This is a genomic window from Flavobacterium humi, assembly GCF_004745595.1.
GTDB lineage: Bacteria > Bacteroidota > Bacteroidia > Flavobacteriales > Flavobacteriaceae > Flavobacterium > Flavobacterium humi.
This window is the reverse complement of record NZ_SRLH01000003.1, coordinates 486,921-500,038: the sequence shown is the minus strand read 5'-3', so window position 1 is coordinate 500,038 and position 13,118 is coordinate 486,921. Positions and strand designations below refer to the sequence as shown.

The 13,118-nt window shown below is 33.5% G+C and carries 13 protein-coding genes; 8 read left to right on the top strand and 5 right to left on the bottom strand.

The window, feature by feature from the left end; genetic code table 11:
* Positions 1-127 precede the first annotated feature (127 nt).
* Both E4635_RS07460 and E4635_RS15725 read left to right on the top strand, forming a co-directional pair.
* Complete coding sequence (locus E4635_RS07460) at positions 128-1,096, top strand: hydrogen peroxide-inducible genes activator (RefSeq protein WP_135526004.1); 969 nt, start codon at positions 128-130, stop codon at positions 1,094-1,096.
* 107 nt (positions 1,097-1,203) lie between these two features.
* Positions 1,204-1,380 carry a hypothetical protein gene (locus E4635_RS15725; protein WP_169630219.1) on the top strand — a complete coding sequence of 59 codons (177 nt, stop codon included), beginning with the start codon at positions 1,204-1,206 and terminating at the stop codon, positions 1,378-1,380.
* Positions 1,381-1,418: 38 nt separating this feature from the next.
* Here E4635_RS15725 and E4635_RS07455 read toward each other — a convergent pair whose 3' ends face one another.
* Positions 1,419-1,616 (bottom strand): hypothetical protein, encoded by a 198-nt coding sequence (locus tag E4635_RS07455; RefSeq protein WP_135526003.1) that lies wholly within the window; start codon positions 1,614-1,616, stop codon positions 1,419-1,421.
* Positions 1,617-2,103: 487 nt separating this feature from the next.
* On the opposite strand from E4635_RS07455, the gene E4635_RS07450 reads away from it, so the two are divergent.
* The 3 genes from E4635_RS07450 (at position 2,104) to E4635_RS07440 (ending at position 3,751) form a co-directional block, all read left to right on the top strand.
* Positions 2,104-2,595 (top strand): nuclear transport factor 2 family protein, encoded by a 492-nt coding sequence (locus E4635_RS07450; RefSeq protein WP_135526002.1) that lies wholly within the window; start codon positions 2,104-2,106, stop codon positions 2,593-2,595.
* A 115-nt stretch (positions 2,596-2,710) separates the two neighbouring features.
* Positions 2,711-3,148: a hypothetical protein gene (locus E4635_RS07445; protein WP_135526001.1), complete on the top strand. Its 438-nt coding sequence runs from the start codon at positions 2,711-2,713 to the stop codon at positions 3,146-3,148.
* 18 nt (positions 3,149-3,166) lie between these two features.
* Positions 3,167-3,751 (top strand): globin family protein, encoded by a 585-nt coding sequence (locus E4635_RS07440; RefSeq protein ID WP_135526000.1) that lies wholly within the window; start codon positions 3,167-3,169, stop codon positions 3,749-3,751.
* A gap of 125 nt (positions 3,752-3,876) precedes the next feature.
* Here the strand turns inward: E4635_RS07440 and E4635_RS07435 are convergent, their stop codons facing one another.
* The 4 genes from E4635_RS07435 to E4635_RS07420 all read right to left on the bottom strand — a co-directional run bounded on the left by E4635_RS07435 (position 3,877) and on the right by E4635_RS07420 (position 8,789).
* On the bottom strand, positions 3,877-4,347 hold the full coding sequence (locus E4635_RS07435; protein WP_135525999.1) for a hypothetical protein: 471 nt from the start codon (positions 4,345-4,347) through the stop codon (positions 3,877-3,879).
* Positions 4,348-4,912: 565 nt separating this feature from the next.
* Positions 4,913-7,573, bottom strand: a complete 2,661-nt coding sequence (locus E4635_RS07430) for a carboxypeptidase-like regulatory domain-containing protein (RefSeq protein WP_135525998.1) — start codon at positions 7,571-7,573, stop codon at positions 4,913-4,915.
* Positions 7,574-7,576: 3 nt separating this feature from the next.
* Entirely contained in the window at positions 7,577-8,344 is a 768-nt protein-coding gene (locus E4635_RS07425; RefSeq protein WP_169630218.1) for a GLPGLI family protein, read from the bottom strand.
* 52 nt (positions 8,345-8,396) lie between these two features.
* Positions 8,397-8,789, bottom strand: coding sequence for a hypothetical protein (locus E4635_RS07420; protein WP_135525996.1), 393 nt, complete (start codon positions 8,787-8,789; stop codon positions 8,397-8,399).
* Positions 8,790-9,306: 517 nt separating this feature from the next.
* Between E4635_RS07420 and E4635_RS07415 the strand changes: the two genes are divergently transcribed.
* The 3 genes from E4635_RS07415 (at position 9,307) to E4635_RS07405 (ending at position 13,046) form a co-directional block, all read left to right on the top strand.
* Complete coding sequence (locus tag E4635_RS07415) at positions 9,307-11,028, top strand: AraC family transcriptional regulator (protein ID WP_211518742.1); 1,722 nt, start codon at positions 9,307-9,309, stop codon at positions 11,026-11,028.
* Between the two features lie 84 nt (positions 11,029-11,112).
* On the top strand, positions 11,113-11,313 hold the full coding sequence (locus tag E4635_RS07410; protein ID WP_135525994.1) for a hypothetical protein: 201 nt from the start codon (positions 11,113-11,115) through the stop codon (positions 11,311-11,313).
* Between the two features lie 83 nt (positions 11,314-11,396).
* Positions 11,397-13,046 (top strand): S8 family serine peptidase, encoded by a 1,650-nt coding sequence (locus tag E4635_RS07405; protein ID WP_135525993.1) that lies wholly within the window; start codon positions 11,397-11,399, stop codon positions 13,044-13,046.
* Positions 13,047-13,118: the final 72 nt, after the last annotated feature.

Genomic DNA, 13,118 nt, shown 5'->3' with positions numbered 1-13,118 from the left:
AAATGATTATTTTTATTTGTGTATTGATTCCAAAGCGTTACTGCTGATTGGATAGGACAAATTTATTGCGGGCATTATTATAAATCAAATTGATAATTTTTTACCTTTATAAATTAAATTTATAATTATGACTATCCAGCAACTGAAATATATTGTAGCTCTCGATGAAGAACGCCATTTTGCTAGGGCTGCCGAAGTTTGTATGGTAACACAGCCAGGACTAACCATTCAATTAAAAAACTTAGAAGAAGAAATCGGGATCAAGATTTTCGACAGGACAAAAGTGCCTTTAACCCCTACTTTGCTGGGAAAAGAAATTATAACCCGTGCCAAAAAAATCCTCCGGGAAGCGGATGACATCCGTGATTTTGTGATCAATGAGAAAAACACCCTCGAAGGAGAACTCAAACTGGGTGTTATCAGTACACTTTCACCATATCTTATTCCTTTATTTATCAAGGCGATGAGCGAAGCGGCCCCGAAAGTGCATTTTATCATTAAGGAAGCCAATACCGGCCAGCTCATGCAAGACCTGGAAACCGGAACGCTTGATGTTGCCATTATGGCTACGCCTACCGGGAATCCTAACCTGATAGAACATCCTGTTTTCCAGGAACCATTTGTCGCTTACCTTCACTCCAAACATCCAATGGCCAGCGAGTCTTTTTACGAAATACAAGCCCGGGACAAATCGGAGTTACTGCTGCTTCAGAGTGAATTTTGTTATAACGCACAACTATTGGACATTTGCGGTATCAAAAATCCCAAAAAGATAAAAGAGCAGTTCACCTATGATATCAGCTCCATCGAAACCCTGAAAAACCTGGTCCGGGCTCAATTGGGCTTTGCCATCATTCCGGAATTGTCTATCCTGAACGAGAAAGAATCACATCTCTTCAAACCGTTTAAGGAACCCAAACCGGTACGTGAAATAAGCCTGGTAGTTTCGGATACATTTTCAAAAAAACTACTCTTGGAGAAAATGAATGAGGCCATTTGGAACTGCCTTCCCAACCCTTTGAAACAAAACTTTGCTTTTCGCAAGATCCGGTGGAACGATTCTCCCTACTTTGTAAAATCAGTGAGTGGTTTATAATTCATAGTAAGAGTAAACTGGGAAATTATACTAAATAAATCAAAAATTATATAAGGAAAAGCACCATAATAAGGCCCAAATTTACCACATCATTCAAATCTTTTATTATGAAAAGTATCCCGGCCCTACCAACACAACCTACTGATCAAAAAACACCAGGTGCATCGGTACCTCCTACCGCAACGGCACATGACAAAACACCTGCAGAGCCTGAAATGCCTGAAGAAAATGATTTTTCGCTAAGAGCGGGCATCAAAGCTTTTTATATGGCATTAAAACGTTAATGCTCCAAAAACCTTTCATTGCGGGCCATGTATTTCATTTATGCTTCGTCTTTGGTATTTCGGACCAAACTGATGCCCGAGGCAAAAAAGAGGCCGCCCAAAACACTATACACAATGATATTCCGGATTTCCTGGTTTGTGGTTCCATCGTTCCCCGAAAACAAAAAAGCCGCATATATTAGCCCGCCAATGCCCAATAACGTGAGGATGGCTCCAAAAATTCTTTTCAGATTCATGACATTTAGTATTAATGATAGTATTTCCAAATTGAAATACCTCAACAAAGCTATACTCCAAAGAGGCAAGATTTGTTATAGGATTGAAATGAAAAGTTATAAGTTTATGGGGTGTTAAGTATTATTTGTTCTTCAATAATTATATACAATCGTTTGTCATTTTGAGGAAAGGAGAATCTAATCCAACGGCTTTTAACTGGAATATTCTCCTTCTCATCAACCCTTTCGTATCTTTACATTTGTATTATTTTATAGATATAGCACTGATATAGCACTGATATAGCACTGATATAGCACTGATATAGCACTGATATAGCACTGATATAGCACTGATATAGTACTGATATAGTACTTATTTGGTATTATTAAATACAGTCAAAACACTATCAAAGTACCGTTTTTGAGCCCACTCACTTTACATCCCCAAACCAATCCCCTTCCCTTTTACCTCAAAAAGTGTAACTTTACAAAAACCAACAAACCACCTATGAAGAAATTCACACTCCTTTTCGCACTATTTATTTCTGGCATTGCCTTCTCCCAAAACAAGGAAACCGCCTCCATAAACACGACCCTCGATGCCTGGCACAAAGCTGCGGCCCAGGCAAAATTTGAAGCATATTTCAGCCTCATGGCAGACCAGTCCGTGTTCATTGGTACTGACGCTACTGAGAATTGGGACAAACCCGCCTTTATGGCCTTTGCCAAACCCTATTTTGACAAAGGCAAAGCCTGGAATTTTACGCCGCTCGAACGTCATATTTATTTTGACGCCTCTGGGAAAACAGCCTGGTTCGATGAACTGCTGGATACCCAAATGAAAATATGCCGCGGTTCCGGCGTCCTGGTCAAGGAAGGTAACCAATGGAAAATAAAACATTATGTCCTTTCAATGACCGTACCAAACGATAATTCGGATGCAGTGGTCAAAATCAAAACGCTACTGGAAGACCCTTTGATCCAGAAGCTTAAAAAATAATATTCAAAACCTGCCCTAACAAGCAGGTTTTTTTTATGCTTTTTTTAAATCCGGATAAAACCATCCTTTCTTTTTTCTCGTACATATATAATAAACAACTAAAAACCATATAATTATGAAACTGAACAGGAAAATTAAAGGGTTTATAGGAGGCTTCTTCGCACTCACAGCAATACTGTTTATTATATTGATCGTGCATATAGCCACCGCTACCAAAGTGGTATATGACAATGCCACAATACAGATCAGCCGTATTGACTTTACTCCTCCGGTAGATCCGTTGGAGGCAAAAGACATCCATCGAAACCTTAAAAGCATTCCCGGTGTACAACATGACAAACTCAACACCGAAACCGGTATACTGGTTTATTTCCATGATAACCGTATTACCAATGCCCAAAAAGTCTATGATCAATTAATGACCAAAGGCCACTACAAAGCCAAACCGTATATTATTTCCCAGGAAATGGCATCCAAATCCGTCTGTCCTATAATGGATACGGAGAGTTACAGTTATAAATTCTCAAAATTCATACAGAATATCTTTCATTAATCTATAAAATCCATCTTTATGAAAAAACTGATCCACATTACCCTCCTTGCGCTATTTCTGGGAGCTTCTTTTTCCTTTCTATCCTGTAATGACAATGATGATGACCCTGTCATGACTGAATTGACCCTTTACCAAAAATTAGGAGGCACGCTGAAAGTCCCTGATCCAAATAATCCCGGCACTTTGATCGAAAAAGGGCGGTTGAGCTATCGTTCTGTAGTTGATACAACCATCACTTTAATCGTTGCAGACATTGTCGCAGGATCTAGTGGGAATTTTGGGGCACATTTCGCTCCATTGGTAAGCGAAGTATCTGCTGGTAATACCACTAAAGTAGCGGTATTAAGCAAAAACCTGACAGACTTCTTTTCGGTCAATACCGGTGGAGGCGCCACGAACACCTATACCGGTGCAAGCATGACAGTAGCGCACAATCCGGCTATCAATACCAGGATGGGAGTTAAAGCCACCAATGCCAATTTCGATAAATTCATAGGTTATGTAGGCACCGCCGCAAACCTTAATGGCGTTACCGATCCTGTAATTATCAATCAGGTTGTAGCTGTTTTGGAATCTTTACGAACACAAGTCGTACAGCCCTAAGTTTGTTTTGTTTTGTTGTTAATGCACAAGCGCTGTCTGGTAACGGCAGCGCTTGTGCTGCTTTATCCAATACTTTTCAGGTACTGGAAATCAAAAACAACAACCAAAAAATTACCCTCTTATTCCTAACAGGGCCAAGGCAATGCATTACAAGTATTAATCACAATATTCATCACTTCTGCCAAAACCTTTAACATACTCTTCAACCATAAAGTGTGCTCTTTTTTATCCGGTAAACTCATATTGTCTATATCCCCGAATACATTCCTTCCCCCGTTTTTTAGTAACCTGACCACCTCATGAATTTCCTTTCCCTCATAGGAGTTTAAAATTTCTTCAGTTGAGACCTCTTTTTTGTAGAAGTCAAATGCTTTGTTTAAGAAAATTATTCCTTCTTTAGAAACACTCATTTCTATTAGCTCCTTATTGAAATCCTCTTTGGTTGTCTTTGTCGGCATGGTTCTTTGTAACAACTCGACATTGATAACCATTATGGTTCTTCGTAAAGCGAGCGCTGTATTGTTATACTGGGCATTCCCTATAAAACCAAAAAAGACAACAACAATAATTGCTGGTATTATTTTTTTCTTTTTCATCTGATTTTGAATTTCTGAAGGTTAGAAAATTAGGAAGCGATTGAGGCTAAGCCGAATAATAACCCGAACTTTGGCCTCAATAACAGCTTCCTCACACAGGTTCCTATAGATTCTTATCGTAACTAACACATTTCGCATAACAACGACTTCTTTTGTTTCGTTTTCGTCTTAATTAAACTTTGTCTTTCGTCGTTAAGTTGAAGTCTATCTTGTTATGCGATTCTTCTTTGAAAGAATTTATATTTGAAGTAGCAGCCAGGTAGACAGCTATTACTCCCCTGTGGTTTTTTCAATATTCTAATTTTTTCACTTTTATGGTAGACTATTTTGATCGATTAATCTAGCAATCTTAGTGTAAACTTTTATCAGAATAACAATCATGATTACAATTAGGCAGATTCCTAATAAATCGAAAAGGGTATTAGTAACGAAGATTACATCCTTCTCTGTTGTTTTTTGAATTAAACTCTCTTTCATGGCTTTAAAAATTAAAATTTCTATTCATTTTTTATGGCGTTATATTTATGTAATAATTGTATAATCATGCTAAACAATAATCGAAATATTAAAAACGATAGTCTATTCGGAGTAAGACATAACGGGGTAACAATCTATATTCAGTACCATAAACCGAAATGTCATTTACATGATATTCACGAAATGTTTTAGTTCCAAATAAATTCTTGCCTGAAAGCGTGAATGACAGTTTATTGTCCTGGACTGTATATTTTGATTCAAAATCAAGGAAGTAATATTTATTGTTCTTATCCAGGTTGCCAAAAAAATAACGTTCTGATTCCAAGCTAATATTGAATTTTTTATTGAAATCAAAAATCAAATCCAAGAAGCTTATATTGATTGTGTTTTTGTTGATCATGTTGGTTTTCGTTTCACTGGTTTTCCATTTGCTGCCAACATGATAATTGAACATTCCTCTAAAAGCGGAGCGTAATTCAAAAGCATAATTAAAATTGTTTGTCTTTATCTCACGCTCTTTATTGTTGACTACATTTTTAAAATTTGAATTAGAATACACAAAGTTTAGTTTAAAATTGGATGTAATTGCTTTTATAAAATAATTCCCATCTAAACTGACACTTAACAAATCCTGATTTTTTATAATTATTTTTTCAACTTGCGAATAATTAGGTATTATTGTACTGTTTGTAGAATAAAAATCATGGTTTTTGGTATAAATAAAGGAAGCATTAGCAAAAAACTTAGCTCCCCAGTTTCCTAATCCATAATTTAAGAGAATAGAACTCGCTTGCAACTGATTGATATTGCTAGTCCCTTTATCAAAATTGCGGTATCCCGTGAGCACATAATTACTATAGACATCGAGGATACCAGCGTTTGTCTTATTATAAGAGTAAACAGAAAAAAATCTATTACTCTTGTTAATTTCTATATTGAAACCAATTTTTGGATTAACAAAAAAAGGTGCCTGCTTTTCGTTTCTTCCTACATCAGTATATTTATTAAATAATTGATGTGCTTCCATTTCTCCAGTTAAAGTATATCGGCCTTTTTTATAGGAATACTTGGCATTTAGATAAGCATCCATACTGGCATATTTCCCAGAATTTTGATATTCTTCCGGAACAGTTGCAATCGTATTATTTTCCTGAAACATTAACCGAGTGTTTAAAATATCCTGACGGTGTTTCAATCCTGTTTTCACTTCCAATAAACTGCCATTCCTTTTACGGTCTAAAAGGTTACCATCAATGGCACTAAACTGCATTTTGTTCTCACTTTGTTGTATTACCTTGTCTACGTTTTGTCCAGAAAACAAATCCGGAAATAAAAGAGCGTTAATATTGTAGGTTTGTGGTGTTTTCTCACTGATACACCTTCCTACTAAAACAAGAACCTTATTATCATTGATTTTATTAGTAAACACAATTTTTTCATCTATCAACTGATTATTTCCCTTTAGCTTTTCATTGGTAGGAGTTTCGTTGAAAATTAATTGTGACGTTCCATTTTCATGTTCATTATTATATTTACTGGTAAATTCCAGCATCTTGTTATTTGACAGATCATAGTTTAAATCAATTTTCCCAAAGCCAACAATTTTCTTTTTTGTTAATGTAAGATTGTTGGTATTTGTAAATGAAGTCCCATTTATTTGGTAGAATTGATATTCATTAAGAAAGGAATCATTTTCATCCCAATTGAAAAACCCTAGTGTTTTCATCTTTACTTTTGGTGAAAGTGTATGAATTGCATTTAAGGAGATCATTTCTGCATTATTAAATTTGGTTCGTTCTTCTTTAAGTGAAGGAGTCATTATATTAAGATTAAGCAAACTATTTGCCTGCTGGTCATCACCCAGTGTTTCAATGTCATCTAAACGAAAAGGTCTAATAAGATGGTTAATATCACCAGTAGCATCCACACCTGTATTATTAAGATTCCCTAACAGGTAATATTTTGCTTTAATATCAAAAGACATAAGATTTGTTCTAGTTTCATAACGATTCTCAGAAATAAGCCCATAACCGGCATCAATATTGCCAAACCATTGCATTTTTAATCCTTTTTTTAATTTTAAATTTAAAGCAACTTTATTGCTGTTTTCTATTCCTTTTAAAAGCCTATTGCTGGAATATTTCTTATAGATTTCTATTTTATCAATCGTGTTAGCATTCATGTTTTTAGTAAGCAGTTTATACCCACGCTCAAAAAAATCATCCCCTTCGACCATCACTTTTTCTATTTCTTGGTTTCCTACTCTTATTGTTCCATCTTCAGAAACATTTATGCCTGGTAAGTTTTTAAGTAAATCTTCAACTACTGTTTCGTTTCCCTTTGAAAACGCATTGGCATTCATAATAATGGTATCTTGTTTAATTGTTATTGCTCTTTCATTTTGAACAATGACTTCATTAAGTGCAACTATTTCATCTGCAAGGCTTGCATTTTGGATGTAATTTTTATTGCCTTCCAAGGCAACAGGAAAAGTAGCTGCTTTAAAAGAAAGTGCACTAAAACATAAATTATAATCTCCTGTTTTGTTGGTTTTTAAATTATAATTCCCATTATTATCAGTTGTAGTAAAAGCAATGATCGTTAAACCATTTTGCACCTTAATGGATACATTGGCAAACGGAATAGGGTTTTTAGCACTGTCCAATATTTGACCTGAAATAATAGATTGGGCATGCAAAGACAAACCACACCCTATAATTAGGAAAAGGAGAAAATTAAATCTATTCATTTTCTATTCAATTTCAATACCTTTATTAAAAACTGGCTCAGATACTTTGATTCTTACTTTATCCTCTTTACTAAAAGAACTTTCAATTATTTTTGCTCTCGTTTCTATTTCTTTTTGTTTTTTAGCCCATTGTTCAGCAACTTTTTTTTGCTCTTCTTCTCTGGAAATAAGTGTTTGTTCTGAATCAATCCCTGTTATGTTTTTTGAAAATGGCATGTCAATCTTTTTTACTGCCATATACACTTCTTTTCTTGAATCATATATTTCAATGATTAATCCGGGCAAACCATTAAATTTCCATGGACCAAAAGAAACAGGAATAGTATTTACATACCATGCGATATAATCCCGTCCTCTAAAAGAACAAACCGCTTTCGCGCAATGAAGATTACCAATAACTTTTTGTTCATCGATTAACTCCCATTTCTGCTGATTATTATCTTCAAAAACCACCTCATTAAGCTTGCTCGAATACAAGATATTTTTTACAGGATTAAAAAAGATAGAAGTCATCGTAGTATCTGCTTTTTTAATTACTGTTTTAGAAACATTTGTAGCTGTTTTAATCTCTGACACTTTATCAGACGTCTCTTTGTTTTTATAATCAAATTTTGAATACACATTATTAAAATAAAGATTGGCTTCAAAGTTTTGAAGTGATCCATCAGTATTAATCATCATTTCATATTCAACCTTTGCAGTTGAAACAAAGTTTTGTGAAAAGGCTTGTACACTACAAACAAGTAAAAAAAATATCTTATTTATTTTCATAACCATTATTTTAATTAGCCCTAACTATAAAACAGTTAGGGCTTTTGTAATATTAACCTTGTGCCATAGCTATAAGACTAGCACGTAGCCTTCTTCCAGCTGCTACTGCTCCTTCACAAGAAGCAGTAATTGATCCTGAAACAGTAGTAGTGATTTCCCCTCCTGCTACACCAATACTTGTGCTTACAGTAACGGAAACAGTCATTGAAATAGTTACAGTACAAGCTTCATCTAACATTACGCTATCAACACTTTCAAGGATTTGATTTGTATGATTTCTAAAATCATTTACTGAATTGAAAGCGTAAACTGTTTTAGCATCCTTTGTTTGAATTGTAATCGATGCGGATTCAGTTTTAACTTCATTCATTGGGTTAATTGTACTAGCCGAACTAGCAAAAGAAAATGTAACAATAGCCACTAGGCTGAATAAAAAGTTTTTCATAATTTTGTTTCTTTATTAATAATAGCAGTCATACTTTTTTGTCGTCCAAACAATTATATAGGTATGACTGTTTTTTGTTAGATTTACTCATAATGTTATTTACATAACCCAACTTAAAAGTAAATAGCATATCTCTTTTTATTTTCTTTAGGATAAAAGACAAATCCTGCAAAATTCGTAGCTACTGAAATTTATAACTCACTTTCAAAATTGAATATTTTTGATTGCTTGTTGAGACAAAGTAAATGTAAGAAATATCGTAATCCAAATGTTGTATAAGCCAATTTGGAAATTGATAGATTCCAATTTCCAAATTGACATTAATATTTGTAATAACACGCAGATTTTCAATGATTTGAATTTGAAAATAAAACTGTATCAAATTGTCAAATAATTATAAAAAAATGATGATAAAGCCTTTTGTAGGACATGATTATGTGAAAAAGAAAATTCTTACATTAATTAAAAATTCCTAAATTCGCTATGAGAAATTCAATTCAAACAAAAACTATTAATGATGGGGAAATTTAAAATTTTAGTCTTTTGTTGGGGATTGTTACATGTCAATCTTATCTTCTCCCAAGACTTAAAAAAAATACCGGACACTTTAAAAAAGTGCAGCTTCTTAGATTTACAAAACAAGATAGCCAAGCATAAATTCAATTATAAGAATAATAATGTCTATGCAAATACTTATTTGCTGAAAGCTAAAGGAGAGAATAATATTGAAGAAATTATTTATGGTTATAGCTCGATGGGAGATGTGTCGAATAATTTTGAATTAGATTTAAAATATTCAGATTCTGCAATTAATATGGCTAAATCTAAAATGCCAAAAACGCTCTCTTATTTGTATTATGTTAGAGGACACATATACTACAATCAAAAAATGCTCAAAAATGCATTGAACTACTTCTTAATTGCTCGTAAACATTCAACCGGGATGTCCAAAGATTTGAATAATAGCATAGACCATTCTATTGGTTTAATCAAAAACACACAGGGAGATTATGAAGAGGCAATTACTATATATAAGAAGTGTGAAGAAGTAGCCAGGGTAAACAATTATTCAAATTATCTATATTACATCCTCGGATTGTCAGAGTTATATAATAAAGTTGATAAAATAGATCTTGCTGAAGAATACATAAATAAGGGTATTTCATTAAAAAATAAAGATATCTCAGGCTACTACTATTACCCTTACTTTATTTCCAATAGAGGTAAAAATTACTTTAAGCGTAAGCAATATCAAAAAGCAATTAGACATTTATACAGTCAATTAAAAATTATCCAAAAGAATAATGATTATTCAAACTATGCAGAAAACTGTTTTTATATAGGAGAATGTTATTACCAGCTTAACCAGGATAAAAAAGCTATCAGCTATTATAAAAAAGTGGATTCAATATTTGAAGCTAAAAATGATATTTACCCGCTGACAATTAAAACTTACGAAAGACTTATTGACTATTATAAAAAAAATAAAGACTATAAGAATGTGATCTTTTATTCAGACCAATTCATTAAAGCCGATAAAGTACTTTATGATAACTACAAATATATTTCAAACAAAATTGCTAGAACCTATGACATTCAGGAAATAATCACCTCAAAACAAGCTGTTATCTCGTCTCTAAAAAATGACAGAATGACTTCTGGAATTACGATTATCTTATTAGGTTCCGCTATTGTTGTGCTCGGATATATATTATACCTAAATAAAAAGAGGACTGAAAAAAAACTTCAAAAGCAAGAAAGGTTATTCAATATTTATAAGGCAGAAAGAGAGCAACAATTACTTGCACAAACCAGTTCTCCTATAATTGAAGAAAAGAGTAGTAAAAAAGCATCTATGCTACCAATTGATGAAAATGTAGTAGCACAAATACTCAGCAGTCTTAAGCAATTTGAAAAGGAACGATGGTATTTGCGCAAAGAATATACTGTTGAAATGCTTGCAACGGAATTTAAGACTAACTCACATTATTTGTCAAAAATCATCAACGAGATAAAAGGAATCAGATTCACTCAATATATTAATTCGCTTAGAATAGAATATTTGCTAGAAAAATTAGAAACCGATAAAAAATATATGCACTATACCATACAGGCTTTGTCAGAGTTTTGTGGATATAACAGCGTACAAACATTTACAAGAGCATTTACATTGCATACTAAAATGAAGCCTTCTGATTTCCTTAAAATAATGAGAAACAAATATTTAAATGCGAGTTAAATCTATCAATTTCCAAATTGGTAAAACTAAGCTTGTGATTGAATACACATATTTGTTAGATTTGTCTGACAAAAAATAAACGAAATGAAAAAAGTAAATTTAAAATTGGCTAAAGACCTATCAGATTTTTTAGAGTTTGAAGTGTCTAACTTAAGAGTTATCAAAGGTGGCGATGACAATGGTTTTTCAGACAACACAGGAGATACCGGAGACACTGGTGGCGGTACGGGTACTGGTGGTGGTCCTATTGACCCTCCAATACATCGTCCTCAATTACCGAAATAATTTTTAGCTAAATTACCTTCTCTAAAGAAGGTAATTTTATATTAAATTGCTACATCTGACTCTTTCTTCAATTTTAATAAATTATGATTAAATTTCTTTTTATAAGTTCTTGCTGCCTCTTTTTTATTAATTGCGCTGCGCAAAAAACAACTCCAATCAAAGCTCCTGCTGTGATTGTGAGAAAACATCATCCGGTAAAAGTTTTGAATTGCTGGCAGCAGTTGGATATTGAAAAAGATACCATGGCAGGTACGAGTTTACAAAGAGCCTATAAAGAAATCCTCAAAAACAAAAAAGGTAAGGAAATTATTGTAGCTGTAATTGATACCGATATTGATATACATCATGAGGACTTGAAATCCAGCATTTGGGTTAACAAAGATGAAATCCCCAATAATGGAAAGGACGATGACAATAACGGATATATTGATGATGTAAATGGCTGGAATTTTTTAGGAACTGTTAAAGGAGAAAGCATGATTTACGCCAACACGGAACCAACAAGAGTACTTAAATCTTTAAAGAAAAAGTATCCTAACTTTCCTGTTTTCAATGGGAATAAAAAGGATTCATTATTATATCTAATAGCGACTAATGAATACGCACAGGATAAAGATTTTATGATTTACTTGAGGAAGTATGCTGTTGAAAACCTTACAAAATACAGGGAAAGTGAAAAAGGATTGATGCAGAAATTTAATAAAACTAAATTCACATTAAGTGAATTAGACAGTCTTTATTTTAAAAATAAGAAAGATTCCTCTTTAACAGATAATATTATCTATATGAGGATGTTTACCCGGCTAGGTAAAGATTATAATTCATTAAAAAACGACAGCATTAAAGTTGAAGATAAATTACGAACTACTTACAATGAAGCTTTTTATGACAGACTGATAACCGGAGATAATGAATTTGATTTTAAGGACACTCACTACGGTAATAATAATGTTTATAAAAACGCAACATGGACATATCACGGTACAATTGTCAGTGGTGTAATAGGGGCTAATAGAGCAAATAAAATAGGAATAGAAGGCTTTAGCGACCAAATTAAAATTATGCCAATATTAGCAATACCTAGCGGCGGTTATGAGCATGACAAAGACGTTGCCTTGGCAATCCGCTATGCTGTAGATAATGGGGCTCAAATTATTAACATGAGCTTTGGGAAAACCATGTCCCTTTATCCCGAGCTAATAAAAGAAGCTTTTTTGTATGCAGAGAAGCATAATGTTTTATTGGTAGCCGGTTCCGGGAATGATTCCAGTGATAATGACATCAAACCATTTTATCCAATAGACTACGATGAAACGACAGAAGTAGAATTTTGTAATAACTTTATTAAAGTTGGCGCTGTAGCCCTGGATTGTGACACCTATTTTTTAGCTGATTTTACAAATTATGGGAAAAAGACAGTCGATGTTTTTGCTCCAGGATTTTTTCTAAAAACTACTGATGCAGAAGCCGGATATTCCTATCGTGATGGAACTTCTATGGCGAGTCCTATTGTAGCAGGAGTAGCAGCTTTAGTATGGTCGTATTATCCTAAACTAAGTGCTACACAATTAAAACAGATTATTCTTGAATCAGGAGTAGCTTACAACATAGATGTGCAAGTACCAGGTAAAAAAGAAGGAACTTTGAAACCATTTTCCTCACTATCAAAATCGGGTAAAGTTGTAAATGCTTATAATGCTTTGTTAATGGCTGAAGAATATAATAAAAAATGATTCCAGCTTTCTTATAGTATCCTAAACAATAAATTTGTTTCTTTAGGAAACATTTAGATCTCTTCTAAAAGT

Excerpts from the sequence above, each read along its gene's own strand:
- E4635_RS07420 (WP_135525996.1), bottom strand. The coding sequence starts at position 8,789 with ATGAAAAACTTTTTATTCAGCCTAGTGGCTATTGTTACATTTTCTTTT.
- E4635_RS07410 (WP_135525994.1), top strand. The coding sequence starts at position 11,113 with ATGAAAAAAGTAAATTTAAAATTGGCTAAAGACCTATCAGATTTTTTA.
- E4635_RS07440 (WP_135526000.1), top strand. The coding sequence starts at position 3,167 with ATGAAAAAACTGATCCACATTACCCTCCTTGCGCTATTTCTGGGAGCT.
- E4635_RS07460 (WP_135526004.1), top strand. The coding sequence starts at position 128 with ATGACTATCCAGCAACTGAAATATATTGTAGCTCTCGATGAAGAACGC.
- E4635_RS07445 (WP_135526001.1), top strand. The coding sequence starts at position 2,711 with ATGAAACTGAACAGGAAAATTAAAGGGTTTATAGGAGGCTTCTTCGCA.
- E4635_RS07450 (WP_135526002.1), top strand. The coding sequence starts at position 2,104 with ATGAAGAAATTCACACTCCTTTTCGCACTATTTATTTCTGGCATTGCC.
- E4635_RS07415 (WP_211518742.1), top strand. The coding sequence starts at position 9,307 with ATGGGGAAATTTAAAATTTTAGTCTTTTGTTGGGGATTGTTACATGTC.
- E4635_RS07430 (WP_135525998.1), bottom strand. The coding sequence starts at position 7,573 with ATGAATAGATTTAATTTTCTCCTTTTCCTAATTATAGGGTGTGGTTTG.
- E4635_RS15725 (WP_169630219.1), top strand. The coding sequence starts at position 1,204 with ATGAAAAGTATCCCGGCCCTACCAACACAACCTACTGATCAAAAAACA.
- E4635_RS07435 (WP_135525999.1), bottom strand. The coding sequence starts at position 4,347 with ATGAAAAAGAAAAAAATAATACCAGCAATTATTGTTGTTGTCTTTTTT.
- E4635_RS07425 (WP_169630218.1), bottom strand. The coding sequence starts at position 8,344 with ATGAAAATAAATAAGATATTTTTTTTACTTGTTTGTAGTGTACAAGCC.
- E4635_RS07405 (WP_135525993.1), top strand. The coding sequence starts at position 11,397 with ATGATTAAATTTCTTTTTATAAGTTCTTGCTGCCTCTTTTTTATTAAT.
- E4635_RS07455 (WP_135526003.1), bottom strand. The coding sequence starts at position 1,616 with ATGAATCTGAAAAGAATTTTTGGAGCCATCCTCACGTTATTGGGCATT.